We start from the raw sequence: 15,112 nt of genomic DNA on the forward strand, positions 1-15,112 counted from the left end.
GCGCGATAATCCGGGCATGGACATCGAACGCATCACCCCGGCCGAAGCGCTGCGGCGCCAGCGCGATGGCGCCCTCCTGATCGACGTACGCGAACGCCACGAACGTGCCGCGGGCCATGCGAAGGGCGCGATGGGTATCGCCAAAGCCGAGCTCGAGGCCGATCCACAGGCGGTGGTGCCGGACCGCGACGCCGTCGTGCTGCTGATCTGCCAGTCCGGACAACGCTCGCTCGCCGCTGCCAACGCACTGCTCGCTGCCGGGTACCGGCGCGTGGCATCGGTGGAGGGCGGCACGACGCGCTGGATCGCCGAAGGGCTGCCGCTGGCCCCGCCGGATGCCGATTCGGATTTCTACGACCGTTATTCGCGCCACCTGCGTCTGCCGGAAGTCGGCGAAGCGGGGCAGCGCAGGTTGCAGTCCGCCCGCATCGCGATGGTCGGCGCAGGCGGACTTGGATCGCCCGCGGCGTTCTATCTGGCGGCGGCCGGCGTCGGCAGCCTGGTGCTGGCGGACGACGACGTGGTCGACCGCAGCAATCTGCAGCGCCAGATCCTGCATACCGAGGCGCGCATCGGCGTGGCGAAGGTTGAGTCGGCGCGCATCGCGCTGTCCGCCCTCAACCCGACAGTGCAGGTCGACGTCTTCCCCGAGCGCATCACCGCAGCCAACGTGGAGCGCCTGATCGCCGATGCCGACGTGGTGATCGACGGCGCGGACAACTTCCCCGTGCGCTACCTGCTCAACGATGCCTGCGTGAAGCTGGGCAAGCCGCTGGTGTACGGTGCCGTGCATCGGTTCGAAGGGCAGGTGAGCGTATTCGATGCAGGCCGCCATCGCGGTCATGCGCCGTGCTACCGGTGCCTGTTCCCGGAACCGCCGCCGCCGGAAGCCGCCCCCAACTGCGCCGAGGCCGGCGTGCTGGGCGTGCTGCCGGGCGTGATTGGCCTGTTGCAGGCGACCGAGGCGATCAAGCTGATCCTGGGGATCGGTGAGCCCCTGAGCGGCCGCCTGCTGCATTTCGACGCGCTAGGCATGCGCTTCCGCGAAACCCGCCTGCCGGCTGACCCGGAATGCCCTGTGTGCGCCGAGGGCCGGGAGTTTCCCGGCTACATCGACTACGTGCGCTTCTGTGCGGCTTGAAGCCCTTGCGTTTGACGCTGATTGACGCAGAGGACGCAGAAAGAGCAGGGGACAGGCGGTGCCGCCTAGCGCTCACCACCTAACGTCCAGGCGTTGACGCTGGACGACGCAGATGCCGCGGAAAAAGTATGTCGGCGCGTGTTGCTCTGCGCTTTGATCCGCGTTCTTTGCGTTCTTCAGCGTCCAAATCACAGCCTGAACATCGGTCGTTCAACGCGGAGTGACGCAGAGGACGCAGAAAGAGCATGTCGATCAAGACGGGTATGCGACGCGCTTTGTCTGCGTCATCTGCGTCAATCTGTGTCCAACCCTGAAGAGAGTCAGCGCAGGAACTCCGCGATCGCCTGTTCGAACGCCGTTTCCGAGCTGATGGTGTTGTGGTCGGCGTGCGGGACGTCGACCACGCGCGGTGGAGTGCCCAACGATGCGATGAGTCGATCCGTGTTGGCGGGCGGCACGACGGTGTCGCGGCCGGCGCGCACCACCAGCACCTTGCCCTGGTAGCCACGCAGGCGGCTGGCCGAGTCGAACCGGTCCTTCACCAGCCAGCGCACCGGGAATACCGGATAGTGCGTCTGCGCCACCGCGGCCAGGCTGTCGAACGGCGCGACGAGCACCAGGTGCGAGACCTTGCGTTGCGAAGCGACATGGCTGGCCACGCCGCTGCCCAGGCTGGAGCCGATCACCGCGACGGGCTCGCCCGGATGCCGCGCCTGCACTTCGTCGAATAGTGCGAGCGCGTCGTCCAGCAAAGCCTCTTCGCTGGGCGTGCCGCCACTGGCGCCGTATCCACGGTAGGACACCAGGTAGATGCTGCGACCCGGCAGCAGGCGCTCGAGTTGTTCGCGCCGGTTCTGGATGCTTTCGGCGTTGCCGCCGAAATAGATCACGGGCCGCGGCGATTCCGGGTTCACCGCCCAGCCATGCAGTTGCACGTCGCCGCGGGCCAGCACGAAATCGGTCTGCGCCGCATCGACACGCGTGGCCTGCGGGAAGTAGATCAGCTCGCGCTGCTTGGCGAACAGCCATGCGCAGATCGCGGCATAGCCGAGCAACGGAAGGCTGGCCCAGCCGAGCAGTTGCCGGCGCATCGTTCAGCCGACGTGACGGCGCTGCGCCGCTTCGAATGCCGCCAGTTGCTCCGGCGTCGCCTCGCGCTGGTGCTGAGCCTTCCACTGCGCGAACGGCATGCCGTATACGGCTTCGCGCGCCTCGTCCTTGGTCATGGTGATGCCGCGCTGCTCGGCGGCCTCGCGGTACCAGTCGGACAGGCAGTTGCGGCAGAAGCCGGCGTTGATCATCAGGTCGATGTTCTGCACGTCGGGGCGCTCGCGCATCAGGTGCTGGAGCAGGCGCCGGAAGGCGGCGGCTTCGATCTGGGTGGTTTCGAAATCGGTCTCGGTCATGGGGCCTCCGGCGGCCGGAGCGGTATGTCGGAAAGAGGCGCCGAGCCCGGCGCCCGCTTCGGCGATAATGCACGGCCCGACTCTAGCGCAGTCGACATCGCGTCCACGGCATGACCGCTCCCACGACCTCCGCACCGGCCCGCATCCTCGACGGCAAGCGCATTGCCGAGGACCTGCTCGACAACCTCAAGAGCCGGGTCGACGCGCGCGTGGCCGCCGGCAAGCCGCGCCCCGGCCTGGCGGTCGTGCTGGTCGGCAACGATCCCGCGTCCGCCGTGTACGTGCGCAACAAGCGGCGCGCGGCCGAGAAGGTGGGCATTCGCGCCATCGACTACGACCTGCCGGCGCAGACCAGCAACGAGGACCTGCTGGCCCTGATCGACCAGCTCAACGCAGACCCGGACGTGCACGGCATCCTGGTGCAGCTGCCGCTGCCGGACCGCCGCGATGCGACCGAACTGATCCACCGCATCGACCCGCGCAAGGACGTGGACGGCTTCCACCCGGAAAACGTTGGCCACTTGGCCCTGCGGCAGTTCGGCCTGCGCCCGTGCACGCCGCGCGGCATCACCACGCTGCTGGCCTATACCGACCGCCCGGTCCGCGGGCAGAGCGCGACCATTGTCGGCGTCTCCAACCACGTCGGCCGGCCGATGGCGCTGGAGTTGCTGATCGCGGGTTGCACCGTCACCAGCTGCCACAAGTTCACGCCCCCCGACGTGCTGGAGTCGGCCGTGCGCGGTGCGGACATCCTGGTGGTGGCCGTGGGCCGGCCGGGCCTGATTCCCGGCGAATGGGTCAAGCCGGGCGCGGTGGTGATCGACGTGGGCATCAACCGCCTGGACGACGGCCGCCTGGTCGGCGACGTCGGCTTCGCGGCCGCTGCGCAACGCGCCAGCTGGATCACGCCCGTACCCGGCGGTGTCGGCCCGATGACGGTGGCGACGCTGATGCAGAACACGCTGGAAGCGGCGGAAGCGGCGGATTCCGGCCGCGCCTGGCAGCCGGTGCGCTGACGGCCGCGGTTCGCGGAGCGGCGCCGCCGGCGCATTGCGACACGCGGGTGGAACGCGATGTCCCGGCCGATCCGAGCGTAGGAAGTCCCGGACGGGTTACAATGTCGCGCTTCATCCTCCCGGCCCCCGCCCATGCTGCGCATCCAGGCTGAAGCACTTACCTTCGACGACGTCTCGCTCGTCCCGGCCCATTCGACGGTCCTGCCCAAGGACGTCTCGCTCGCCACCCGCCTGACCCGCGACCTGACCATCCGCCTGCCGATCCTGTCGGCCGCGATGGACACGGTCAGCGAAGCGCGTCTGGCGATCGCGATGGCCCAACTGGGCGGCATCAGCATCGTTCACAAGAACATGAGCCTGGAAGCCCAGGCCGCGCAGATCGCCTCGGTGAAGAAGTTCGAGGCGGGCGTGATCAAGGAGCCGTTCACCGTCGGCCCCGAGACCACCATCGCCGAAGTCCTCAAGCTCACCCGCGCCCGAAACATCTCCGGCGTGCCGGTGGTGGAGGGCGGCCAGCTGGTCGGCATCGTCACCAGCCGCGACATGCGCTTCGAGAAGAAGCTCGACGATCCGGTCCGCCACATCATGACCAAGAAGGACCGCCTGGTGACGGTGCGCGAAGGCGCCACCGACGAGGAAGTCCTGGACCTGCTGCACAAGCACCGCATCGAGAAGGTGCTGGTGGTCAACGACGGCTTCGAGCTGCGCGGCCTTATCACCGTGAAGGACATCCAGAAGAAGTCCGACAACCCCAATGCCGCCTACGACACCAGCGAACGCCTGCTGGTCGGCGCGGCCGTGGGCGTGGGCGGCGACACCGAGGCGCGCATCGAAGCGCTGGCCGCGGCTGGTGTGGACGTGGTGGTGGTCGATACCGCGCACGGCCATTCGCAGGGCGTGCTGGACCGCGTGAAGTGGGTCAAGAAGAACTTCCCGCAACTGCAGGTCATCGGCGGCAACATTGTCACCGGCGACGCCGCGCTGGCCCTGATGGACCACGGCGCGGACGCGGTGAAGGTGGGCGTGGGCCCCGGTTCGATCTGCACCACGCGCATCGTCGCCGGCGTCGGCGTGCCGCAGATCACCGCGGTGTCGATGGTGGCCGAGGCGCTGCAGGACCGCATCCCGCTGATCGCCGACGGTGGCATCCGCTACTCGGGCGACATCGGCAAGGCCATCGTGGCCGGCGCGTCCAGCGTGATGATCGGCGGCCTGTTCGCGGGCACCGAGGAAGCTCCGGGCGAGGTCGAGCTGTTCCAGGGCCGCAGCTACAAGAGCTACCGCGGCATGGGCTCGCTGGGCGCGATGGAGCAGGGCTCCAAGGACCGTTATTTCCAGGATGCGTCCGACGCCGACAAGCTGGTGCCGGAAGGCATCGAAGGTCGCGTGCCGTACCGCGGCCCGCTGCGCGGCGTGGTGCACCAACTCGCCGGTGGCCTGCGCGCGACCATGGGTTACGTCGGCTGCGCGACCATCGAGGAAATGCGCACCAAGCCAAGCTTCGTGCGCGTAACCAACGCCGGCACGCGCGAGAGCCATGTGCACGACGTGCAGATCACGAAGGAACCGCCGAATTACCGGGCCAGCTGAAGCTGGCCCGTGCTTTTGTCGTCATTCCCGCGAAGGCGGGAATCCATGGACTTTGCTGTTGTCGTCAATGTCGAGTCACGCGGCGCATGGAACGTTCAACGTCCATGGATTCCCGCCTTCGCGGGAATGACGGACAACAACAAAGGCCGAAGGTCCAATCTGCTGCGCCGCCAATGACCAACATCCACAGCGACAAGATCCTCATCCTCGATTTCGGCGCGCAGTACACGCAGCTGATCGCCCGCCGCATCCGCGAGATCGGCGTCTACTGCGAGATCTGGGCGTGGGACCATGACCCGGCCCAGATTTCGGCGTTCGGCGCCAAGGGCATCATCCTGTCGGGTGGCCCGGAATCGACGACGGAACACGGTGCACCGAAGGCGCCGCAGCAGGTGTTCGATAGCGGCCTGCCGATCCTCGGCATCTGCTACGGCATGCAGACGCTTGCCGCGCAGTTGGGCGGCGCGACCGAAGCGGCCGACGCGCGCGAGTTCGGCCACGCCGAGGTGGAGTTGGTGGCGAAGGACGCGCTGCTGGGCGGCCTGTCCGACCACGATGGCGAGCCGCGCATCGACGTGTGGATGAGCCACGGTGACCACGTCGCCAAGGCGCCGCCGGGCTGGACGGTCACCGCCGTCACCGACCGCATTCCGGTCGCCGCGATGGCGCTGGAAGAAAAGCGCTGGTACGGCGTGCAGTTCCACCCGGAAGTCACCCACACCAAGCAGGGGCAGACGCTGCTGCGCCGCTTCGTCACCGAGATCTGCGGCTGCCGCACGCTGTGGACGGCGGCCAACATCATCGACGACCAGATCGCGCGCGTGCGCGAGCAGGTCGGCGACGATGAAGTGATCCTCGGCCTGTCCGGCGGCGTCGACTCGTCCGTGGTCGCCGCGCTGCTGCACAAGGCCATCGGCCCGCAGCTGACCTGCGTGTTCGTCGATACCGGCCTGCTGCGCTGGAACGAGGGCGACCAGGTGATGGCGATGTTCGCCGAGCACATGGGCGTCAAGGTGATCCGCGTGAACGCGGCCGATCGCTACTACAAGGCGCTGGAAGGCGTCAGCGACCCGGAAGCCAAGCGCAAGATCATCGGCAACCTGTTCGTCGAGATCTTCGACGAGGAGTCGGCCAGGCTGAGCAATGCGCGCTGGCTGGCGCAGGGCACCATCTATCCCGACGTGATCGAGTCGGCCGGCAGCAAGACCGGCAAGGCGCACGTCATCAAGAGCCATCACAACGTCGGCGGCCTGCCCGAGCACATGAAGCTCGGCCTGGTCGAACCGCTGCGCGAGCTGTTCAAGGACGAAGTGCGCCGCCTGGGCGTGGAACTGGGCCTGCCGCAGGCGATGGTCTACCGCCATCCGTTCCCCGGTCCGGGACTGGGCGTGCGCATCCTGGGCGAAGTGAAGCGCGAATATGCCGAACTGCTTGCCCGCGCGGACCACATCTTCATCGAAGAGCTGCGCAAGGCCGATCTGTACGACCGCGTCAGCCAGGCGTTCGCGGTGTTCCTGCCGGTCAAGTCGGTGGGCGTAGTCGGCGATGCCCGCGCCTATGAGTGGGTGATCGCGCTGCGCGCCGTGGAGACCATCGACTTCATGACGGCGCACTGGGCGCACTTGCCGTACGACTTCCTGGGCCGTGTTTCCAACCGTATCATCAACGAGTTGCGTGGTGTTTCCCGCGTCGTTTACGACATCAGCGGCAAGCCGCCTGCGACGATCGAGTGGGAATGACGGACCATGCCGGGTAAGGCCGGCGACCAGGGGGAGCCATGGGGAAGGCGATCGTTTTGATGCTGGTGGCCATGTTCGGCAGCTGGTGGTTTTTCCACGCGGGTCGCCAGATGACTGAAGAGTCGATCCGCGACCAGTACGACGTGGAAGCGCACGCCACGGCCAAGATGGACGCAGATTACCTGTGCGACCGGCTGGCGGGCGACTACCGGCACGAGAGCCTGGTCTTCGCGCTGGCGACCGGAACCGAGCGCAAGACCTTCGGCAAGGAGGAATCCTGCGACGAGATGCGCGAGGCGTTCCGCGTGTTCAAGCGCCTGAGTGCGTTGACCAACGGCGCGATGGGCATGGCCGTCGAGAACCGGATCGTCGAGGTCAGCCTGTCGGACGACCGCAAGACCGCCGACGTCGAGGTCATCTCGACCATCCGCTTGGGCGGCCGCCTGCTGGGCAAGACGCACGGCATCGACCGGCTCATCCGCCGCAACGGCCGCATCCTGCACGCTGAAGCGAAATCGAAGTCCTGGGTGTACGTGCCGGCGAATTGATCTTCGGGTTGGACCACGCAGGCCAAATCCGACTTGTTTGAGACGCGTCATTCCCGCGAAAGCGGGAATCCAGTGCCTCCGCTCCTGAATGCTTCGAAGTCGCTGGATCCCCGCTTTCGCGGGGATGACGGAGCGAAGGAACGAGCTCGCAGGAGCGAGCTGCTCGCGATGGATGATCCGGCCTAGTCGCGAGCAAGCTCGCTCCTACGGAGCTGGCGGTCTTCACGAGCAAAAACCGCTCGAGCAGAATTGCTCCGCCGAAATGGGCGACTAGAACGATTCGCCCGGCACGCGCACCCAGCCTTCCATCAGCACCCGGGCGCTGCGGCTCATGATGGCCTTGGTCACGGTCCATTGACTGTCGACGAATTTCGCCTGCGCGCCGACGCGCAGCGTGCCCGACGGGTGACCGAAACGGACCGCCTCGCGCTCGCCGCCGCCGGCGGCGAGGTTCACCAGCGTGCCGGGGATCGACGCCGCCGTGCCGATGGCGACCGCGGCCGTGCCCATCATCGCGTGGTGCAGCTTGCCCATCGACAGCGCCCGCACGCGCAGGTCGATGTCGCCAGCCGCGATTTCCTTGCCGCTGGAGGCGGTGTAATCGCCCGGCGGAGCGACGAACGCAACCTTCGGCGTGTGCTGGCGCGTCGCGGCCTGGTCGGTGCTGGCGATCAGGCCCATGCGCACGGCGCCCAGAGCGCGGATGGTCTCGAAGCGGGCGAGGGCCAGCGGATCCTTGTTGATCGCGTCCTGCAGCTCGCTGCCGGTGTAGCCCAGGTCGGCGGCGTTGAGGAAGATGGTCGGGATGCCCGCGTTGATCATCGTGACCTTGAGGGCACCGACCCCGGGCACGTCGAGTTCATCGACCAGGTTGCCGGTCGGGAACATCGCGCCGCCACCTTCGCCGTCGTCGGAGGGATCGAGGAACTCGAGCGCGACCTCCGCGGCGGGAAAGGTCACGCCGTCCAGTTCGAAATCGCCGGTTTCCTGCACCTGCCCGTCGGTGACCGGCACGTGCGCAATGATGGTCTTGCCAATGTTCGCCTGCCAGATCCGCACGGTGCAGATGCCGTCGTGCGGAATGCGCGCCGGATCGATCAGCCCGTTGGCGATGGCGAATGGACCGACGGCGGAGCTCAGGTTGCCGCAGTTGCCGCTCCAGTCGACGAAGGCGGTGTCGATGGACACCTGGCCGTACAGGTAGTCGACGTCATGCTCCGGCACGGAGGCCCTCGAGATGATCACGCACTTGCTGGTGCTCGACGTCGCGCCACCCATGCCATCGGTGTGCTTGCCGTAGGGATCCGGCGAGCCGATCACGCGCATCAGCAGCGCATCGCGCGCCTTCCCGGGTACCCGGGCGCTCTCGGGCAGATCTTCGAGGCGGAAGAACACACCCTTGCTGGTGCCGCCGCGCATGTAGGTGGCGGGGATGCGGATCTGTGGGGCGTGGGTCATGTTCCGGCTTCCGGCGTGCGATAAAGAGTGAGGGAGATCTTTGGACACGGATGACGCGGATGACGCGGATGAATACGAACAAGGCGTTTACGTGTTTGTAGTGCTCTGTCCGTGTTTCTCCGTGTCATCGCGTCTAAACGATGACGTTCAAGCCCCGTCCGGAATCTCCGGCTCGACCAGCTTGGCCAGCATCTCCAGCGACTCCTGCCAGCCGAGATAGCAGAACTCGACCGGGATCGCGTCCGGGATTCCCTTCTGCACGATGCTCACGTCCGTGCCGACCATGCCGGGCTTCAGTGTGACTTCGACTTCCATCGTGCCCGGCAGTTCGGGATTGTCGAACTGGTCGTCGTAGCGCAGCTTCTCGCCGGGGACGAGTTCGCGGTACGTACCGCCGAAGGAGTGGCTGCCGCCGGTACCGAAGTTGGTGAACGACATGCGGTAGGTGCCGCCGACGCGTGCGTCCATCGAGTGGACATCGCCGGTGAAGCCGTGGGGAGGCAGCCATTTCACCATCGCCGCAGGCGTGATGAAGGCGCGATAGATGCGCTCGGCGGGAGCGCGGATGACGCGGTGCAGGGTGACGGTGCCGGGCATGTGGTTACCTCTCCTTTCGGTGGTGGAGCGGGGCTTGGCTCAGGCCGCCGCCTTGGACGATTCCAGGAAATCCTGCGCGAAGCGCTGCAGCACGCCGCCGGCTTCGTAGATCGATACTTCCTCATCGCTGTCGAGGCGACAGGTGACCGGCACTTCCACGCGCTCGCCGTTACGGCGATGGATGACCAGCGTGAGGTCGGCGCGCGGCTTGCGCTCGCCGATCACGTCGAAGGTTTCGGTACCGTCGATGCCCAGCGTCAGGCGGTTCACGCCCGGCTTGAACTCCAGCGGCAGCACGCCCATGCCGATCAGGTTGGTGCGGTGGATGCGCTCGAAGCCCTCGGCGACGATGGCTTCCACGCCGGCCAGCCGGACGCCCTTGGCGGCCCAGTCGCGCGACGAGCCCTGGCCATAGTCCGCGCCGGCGATGATGATCAGCGGCTGCTTGCGCTCCATGTAGGTCTCGATCGCTTCCCACATGCGCACGACCTGGCCGTCCGGCTCGATGCGCGCCAGCGAACCCTTCCTGACGTGGCCATCGACCACGGCCATTTCGTTGACCAGGGTCGGGTTGGCGAACGTCGCGCGTTGCGCGGTCAGATGATCGCCGCGGTGCGTGGCGTACGAATTGAAGTCCTCTTCCGGCAGGCCCATTTTAGCCAGGTACTCGCCCGCGGCGCTGTTGGGCAGGATCGCGTTGGATGGCGACAGGTGGTCGGTGGTGATGTTGTCGCCCAGCACCGCCAGCGGACGCAGGCCACGCAGCGTGCGCTCACCGGCCAGCGCGCCTTCCCAGTACGGCGGACGGCGAATGTAGGTGCTCATCGGACGCCAGTCGTACAGCGGGCTGACCTTTTCGCCGTGTTCGACGCGGATGTTGAACATCGGCTCATACACGCGACGAAACTGCTCCGGCTTCACGCTCTGCGCGACGATCGCGTCGATCTCCTCGTCCGAGGGCCAGATGTCCTTCAGCGTGACCGGCACGCCGTTCGGATCCAGACCCAGCACGTCCTTCTCGATGTCGAAGCGCACCGTGCCGGCGATGGCGTACGCCACGACCAGCGGTGGCGAGGCGAGGAAAGCCTGCTTGGCGTACGGGTGGATGCGGCCGTCGAAGTTGCGGTTGCCGGACAGCACGGCGGTGGCGTAGAGGTCGCGGTCGATGATTTCCTGCTGGATCACCGGATCGAGCGCGCCGGACATGCCGTTGCAAGTGGTGCAGGCGAAGGCGACGATGCCGAAGCCGAGCTGTTCAAGTTCCGGCAGCAACTTCGCTTCTTCCAGATACAACTGCACGGCCTTCGAGCCCGGCGCCAGCGAGGTCTTCACCCACGGCTTGCGCGCCAGGCCGCGCGCATTGGCGTTGCGCGCCAGCAGCGCGGCGGCGATCACGTTGCGCGGGTTGCTGGTGTTGGTGCAACTGGTGATGGCGGCGATGATCACCGCGCCGTCGGGCATCAGGCCCGCGGCTTCTTGCGCCAGTGCGTTGCCCAGGTTCACGGCGATGCCGCGCTCGGCCAGCGCCGAGGTCGGCAGGCGCTTGTGCGGGTTGGACGGGCCGGCCATGTTGCGCACCACGCTCGACAGGTCGAAGGTGAGCGTGCGTTCGTACTGCGCGTTACGCAGGCTGTCCGTCCACAGGCCGGCGGTTTTCGCGTAGGTCTCTACCAGCTTCACCTGCGCGTCGTCACGGCCGGTCAGACGCAGGTAGTCCAGTGTCTGCTGGTCGATGAAGAACATCGCCGCAGTGGCGCCGTATTCGGGCGCCATGTTGGAGATGGTGGCGCGGTCGCCCAGGGTCAGGCTCGACGCACCTTCGCCGCGGAATTCCAGATAGGCGCCGACCACCTTTTCCTTGCGCAGGAATTCGGTCAGGGCCAGCACGATGTCGGTGGCGGTGATGCCGGGCTGGCGCTTGCCGGTCAGCTCGACGCCGACGATGTCCGGCAGGCGCATCCACGAGGCGCGGCCGAGCATCACGTTTTCCGCTTCCAGGCCGCCGACACCAATCGCGATCACGCCGAGGGCGTCCACGTGCGGCGTGTGGCTGTCGGTGCCCACGCAGGTGTCGGGGAAGGCGACGCTTCTGCCGTTCTCGTCGCGCTGCACCTGGATTACCGGCGACATCTTCTCCAGGTTGATCTGGTGCATGATCCCGTTGCCCGGCGGAATCACGTCGACGTTCTTGAACGCCTTTTTCGTCCAGTCGATGAAGTGGAAACGGTCTTCGTTGCGGCGGTCCTCGATGGCGCGGTTCTTCTCGAACGCCTGCGGGTCGTAGCCCCCGCATTCCACGGCGAGCGAGTGGTCGACGATCAACTGCACCGGCACCACCGGGTTGACCTTGGCCGGATCGCCGCCCTGGTCGGCGATGGCATCGCGCAGGCCGGCCAGGTCCACCAGCGCCGTCTGGCCCAGGATGTCGTGGCACACCACGCGCGCTGGGAACCACGGGAAGTCCAGGTCGCGGCGGCGTTCGATCAGCTGCTTCAGCGAATCCGTCAGCGTGGCGGGGTCGCAGCGCCGCACCAGGTTCTCCGCCAGCACGCGCGAGGTGTAGGGCAGGGCGTCGTAGGCGCCCGGCTGGATGGCCTCGATCGCGGCTCGCGCGTCGAAGTAATCCAGCTGGGTGCCCGGGAGCGGCTTGCGGTATTGGGTGTTCATGTCGGAAATCAGGACCTGGAGCGTGCGGTCGAAGGCGGCGTTCGACGGCTGGCGGGCCGCGACAGGCGCGGGGAACCGCAATTTTGCCATTTCCGTCCGCGACTCGACTGATGGAATGGGGCCGGATACGCGCTCCGGGCCGCCTCGGGCCGCTGCGGCGTGACGTGATGCGGTGGGCTCGGGCATGCTTTCCCGATGGTTCAGCAAATCACGAGCGCCCTGGATTTCACCGACGACGACCAGCGATGGATGCGCCATGCCCTGGCGCTGGCCGACCGAGCCGAGCGCGAGGACGACGAGATCCCGGTCGGCGCGGTGCTGGTGTCGGCCGACGGCGAGGTGCTGGGCGAAGGCTGGAACCGCAACATCACCGAGCGCGACCCAAGCGCGCACGCCGAAATCGTGGCCATGCGCGAGGCCGGCCGGCGCCTGGGCAACCATCGCCTGCTCGGTTCGACGCTGTACGTGACGCTGGAGCCGTGCGCGATGTGCGCCATGGCGATGGTGCACGCGCGCGTGGCACGTGTGGTGTTCGGCGCCTTCGATCCGAAGACCGGTGCGGCCGGCAGCGTGTTCGACCTGCTGGCCGATCCGCGCCACAACCATCGCGTGCAGGTGCAGGGCGGGGTGTTCGGCGACGAGGCCGGCTCGCGGTTGACTGCGTACTTCCGGCGAAAGCGCGGCAAGCCCAGCTGACCTGATTCAGTCGGCCGGGCGATCTCCACACGAGGAGGGGGCGCCGGCATGCACCACGCGCGGCATGCGTGCCGGAATCTCCGCAAGGCGCGTGAGCATCGCGCGGGTGATGTGCAGGCGGCCGTCGGTAGCCACCAGCAGCGCGCAGCCCAGGCCCATGCGAGCGGCCAGCCGGTCGAAACCCTCGGGTCCGGCCACCATCAACGTCGTGGCGGCCATGTCGGCCAGCACGGGATCGTCCGACAGCACCGTCGTCGCCGCGCTGACGCGTTGGGGTCGCCCGTTGCGTGGATTCACGATATGCCCGCCCTGCGCATCGGATCGCCGGCGCAGGTAGTCGCCGGAAGACGAGAGCGCTTCACCGTCGCGCATCTCAACCGAACCCAGCAACCCCTCCGGGCCGCGCACGCCCACGCGCCATGGCTGGCCGGCATCCTGGCCACGCGCGAGCACGAAGCCGCCGATGTAGACCAGGGCATCGTCCATTCCGCGCGACTGCAGCAGGTCGCGCACCTGCTGCGCGGCGTAGCCTTCGGCCAGCGCATTGAGATCGAGCTGGGCGGCAGCGTTGCCGCTGCTGACCTTGCCCTCGGCGTCGATCCGGATATCGTCCATCGAAGGGGCGCGTGCGACCAGATATCGCACCTGCCTGCTGGAAGGGGCCCGGCCAGGGGCAGGGTAGTCGCTGGTGTGGAAACCCCAAGTGCCGATGAGCTTTCCCGCGGCCGGATTGAACAATCCCTCGCTGAGCGCATGGCCACGCTGGGCGGCGCGGATCATCTCCAGCAGGTCCGGCGGAACTGCGTAGCTCCGGCCTTTTGCGAGCGCGTCGTTCAGTCGGGTGAGCTCGCTCGGCTCCCACGCATGCCAGGTGCGGTGGTCGCGGGCGAGCAGGGCGCCGATGCTTGCCAGCGCCGATTCGGCTCGCTCGCGATCGCGTGTGCGGATCACGATGCGGGCTCTGGTGCCGAACACCAGGTATTCCGCCTCGACTGTCCCGACCGGACGCATCCAAGTCATCGCCGAGGCGATGACGGCGACCAGCAACAGCACCGCGAGCAGGCGCGCCAGCCCGGTCGGATGCGTGCGCTGGTACCGTCTCATCGCGGTTCGGAGTCGGCCGCGATGTGTTCGAGCAGACGATGCAGCGTGTGCAGGCGCGTCGCTTCGGAACCCAGTCGCCAGGGATCCGCCACGACCGAGCCATCCGGCCGCCGTAGACATGCAGTCGTGGTGATGTCTTCAGGCCGCGCAGGTGCCGTGTCCAGGCGCCAGCGGCGGTCCTCTGCCGTCCACTCGACCGACCATGCGTCCGGCGCGAGGATGCGCGCCAGGACCGGCACACCACCCAGCTCGGCGGACAGGCCGTCCGAATGCGCGGTGATGGCGGAGCCGTAGGGCTCGGGCAGCGGCTGTTCCGCAAGGGTCTGCGTCCACGACGCAATCCCGGGTTCGTTGTCCGGGCCGCCGCGGCAACGCCAGTCGATCCAGACGCGGATGCTCTCGTGCTGCTCCTGCAGCAGCGCGAGCGTCAGCCACACGTCGTAGCCCGCGCGGACATCGACCCGCTCACTACGGACGGCTTCGAGCAGGTCCGCCGCTTCCTCGAAACCTGTTTCGCGCAGGATCTGCTTCCGCTGTTCGCGCAGGTCGAAGGCGCGCCGCGACAATTCGGCCAGTTCCAGCGCGACCTCGGGATCGAGTCCGGAGAAGAAGGTGTCCATCGCAGATCACATCCCGTGGTCGTGGTTCATGCCGCCGTCCAGTTGCACCTTCTCCGGCGTGATCTCCGAAAAGCGCAATACCTCGCCGCCGTGTTCGCGGGCAAAGGTGTCGGCATCGACCCGGCTGGCGAAGCTCGCCAGCGTCGGCCCCATGCTGCCGACGCGACGCGATCCTTCGACATAGAACGCGTCCTGCACCCGGATCCACTGCCCTTTGGGCTGTTCCCAGTCGGTCTTGGCCATGTCCTGCGTGTATGCGCCGGCGATCGCGTGGACCTGTTCCGGCGCGACCACCTGCGACAGCAGCTCAACCGTGTCGCAGAAGTAGATCGTCTTGCCGTCCGCGTAGCGGATCTGACCCTTGGGCCCAGGGAAGTCGGACAGCGTCATGCCATCGAGTTCGCAGATCTCGTCGCCCTTGAGCTCTGTGGCCGTCTTCTCGACGTGCGCTGGCTCGGCACATGCCGAGAGAACGAGCGCGACAACGGCGATGGCTGCCAAGCGTCTGAGTGGGGAATTCGGAAGTGACA

Annotated in this window: 14 protein-coding genes; 6 read left to right on the forward strand and 8 right to left on the reverse strand. The window is 67.3% G+C overall.

From position 1 onward, the window contains the following. Positions 1-16: 16 nt before the first annotated feature. Positions 17-1,141 carry a molybdopterin-synthase adenylyltransferase MoeB gene (moeB, locus tag VFE83_RS03010; protein WP_324903400.1) on the forward strand — a complete coding sequence of 375 codons (1,125 nt, stop codon included), beginning with the start codon at positions 17-19 and terminating at the stop codon, positions 1,139-1,141. A 320-nt stretch (positions 1,142-1,461) separates the two neighbouring features. On the opposite strand, the gene VFE83_RS03015 is transcribed toward moeB, so the two are convergent. Then, on the reverse strand, positions 1,462-2,232 hold the full coding sequence (locus VFE83_RS03015; protein WP_324903401.1) for an alpha/beta hydrolase: 771 nt from the start codon (positions 2,230-2,232) through the stop codon (positions 1,462-1,464). A 3-nt stretch (positions 2,233-2,235) separates the two neighbouring features. After that, entirely contained in the window at positions 2,236-2,547 is a 312-nt protein-coding gene (locus tag VFE83_RS03020) for a DUF1244 domain-containing protein (RefSeq protein ID WP_324903402.1), read from the reverse strand. Positions 2,548-2,657: 110 nt separating this feature from the next. Here VFE83_RS03020 and folD point away from each other — a divergent pair, with 110 nt between their 5' ends. The 4 genes from folD to VFE83_RS03040 all read left to right on the forward strand — a co-directional run bounded on the left by folD (position 2,658) and on the right by VFE83_RS03040 (position 7,440). After that, positions 2,658-3,563: a bifunctional methylenetetrahydrofolate dehydrogenase/methenyltetrahydrofolate cyclohydrolase FolD gene (gene folD, locus VFE83_RS03025; RefSeq protein ID WP_324903403.1), complete on the forward strand. Its 906-nt coding sequence runs from the start codon at positions 2,658-2,660 to the stop codon at positions 3,561-3,563. A gap of 132 nt (positions 3,564-3,695) precedes the next feature. Then, positions 3,696-5,153 (forward strand): IMP dehydrogenase, encoded by a 1,458-nt coding sequence (guaB, locus tag VFE83_RS03030; protein ID WP_324903404.1) that lies wholly within the window; start codon positions 3,696-3,698, stop codon positions 5,151-5,153. Positions 5,154-5,326: 173 nt separating this feature from the next. Continuing rightward, positions 5,327-6,892, forward strand: a complete 1,566-nt coding sequence (gene guaA / locus VFE83_RS03035) for a glutamine-hydrolyzing GMP synthase (RefSeq protein WP_324903405.1) — start codon at positions 5,327-5,329, stop codon at positions 6,890-6,892. Positions 6,893-6,930: 38 nt separating this feature from the next. After that, complete coding sequence (locus tag VFE83_RS03040) at positions 6,931-7,440, forward strand: hypothetical protein (protein ID WP_324903406.1); 510 nt, start codon at positions 6,931-6,933, stop codon at positions 7,438-7,440. A gap of 270 nt (positions 7,441-7,710) precedes the next feature. On the opposite strand, the gene prpF is transcribed toward VFE83_RS03040, so the two are convergent. The 3 genes from prpF to acnD all read right to left on the reverse strand — a co-directional run bounded on the left by prpF (position 7,711) and on the right by acnD (position 12,162). Beyond that, a complete protein-coding gene (gene prpF / locus VFE83_RS03045) occupies positions 7,711-8,898 on the reverse strand; it encodes a 2-methylaconitate cis-trans isomerase PrpF (RefSeq protein ID WP_324903407.1) in 1,188 nt (395 codons plus the stop codon). Positions 8,899-9,045: 147 nt separating this feature from the next. After that, positions 9,046-9,495: an SRPBCC family protein gene (locus tag VFE83_RS03050; protein ID WP_324903408.1), complete on the reverse strand. Its 450-nt coding sequence runs from the start codon at positions 9,493-9,495 to the stop codon at positions 9,046-9,048. A gap of 39 nt (positions 9,496-9,534) precedes the next feature. Continuing rightward, positions 9,535-12,162: a Fe/S-dependent 2-methylisocitrate dehydratase AcnD gene (gene acnD / locus VFE83_RS03055; protein ID WP_324903409.1), complete on the reverse strand. Its 2,628-nt coding sequence runs from the start codon at positions 12,160-12,162 to the stop codon at positions 9,535-9,537. Between the two features lie 195 nt (positions 12,163-12,357). Here acnD and tadA point away from each other — a divergent pair, with 195 nt between their 5' ends. Next, positions 12,358-12,858 (forward strand): tRNA adenosine(34) deaminase TadA, encoded by a 501-nt coding sequence (tadA, locus tag VFE83_RS03060; RefSeq protein WP_324903410.1) that lies wholly within the window; start codon positions 12,358-12,360, stop codon positions 12,856-12,858. Between the two features lie 6 nt (positions 12,859-12,864). Here tadA and VFE83_RS03065 read toward each other — a convergent pair whose 3' ends face one another. The 3 genes from VFE83_RS03065 to VFE83_RS03075 are packed head-to-tail and all read right to left on the reverse strand — an operon-like array spanning position 12,865 to position 15,083. Then, positions 12,865-13,962 (reverse strand): FAD:protein FMN transferase, encoded by a 1,098-nt coding sequence (locus tag VFE83_RS03065; protein WP_324903411.1) that lies wholly within the window; start codon positions 13,960-13,962, stop codon positions 12,865-12,867. Continuing rightward, the gene (locus VFE83_RS03070; RefSeq protein WP_324903412.1) at positions 13,959-14,582 is read right to left on the reverse strand and encodes a hypothetical protein; all 624 of its coding nucleotides are present in this window, start codon (positions 14,580-14,582) and stop codon (positions 13,959-13,961) included. Before VFE83_RS03070 ends, VFE83_RS03065 begins: the two co-directional genes overlap by 4 nt. Before the next feature lie 6 nt (positions 14,583-14,588). Then, positions 14,589-15,083: a nitrous oxide reductase accessory protein NosL gene (locus VFE83_RS03075; protein ID WP_324903413.1), complete on the reverse strand. Its 495-nt coding sequence runs from the start codon at positions 15,081-15,083 to the stop codon at positions 14,589-14,591. Between the last annotated feature and the right edge of the window lie 29 nt (positions 15,084-15,112).

Source organism: Lysobacter sp. (assembly GCF_035655815.1).
In the GTDB taxonomy this organism is placed as follows: Bacteria; Pseudomonadota; Gammaproteobacteria; order Xanthomonadales; family Xanthomonadaceae; genus Lysobacter_J.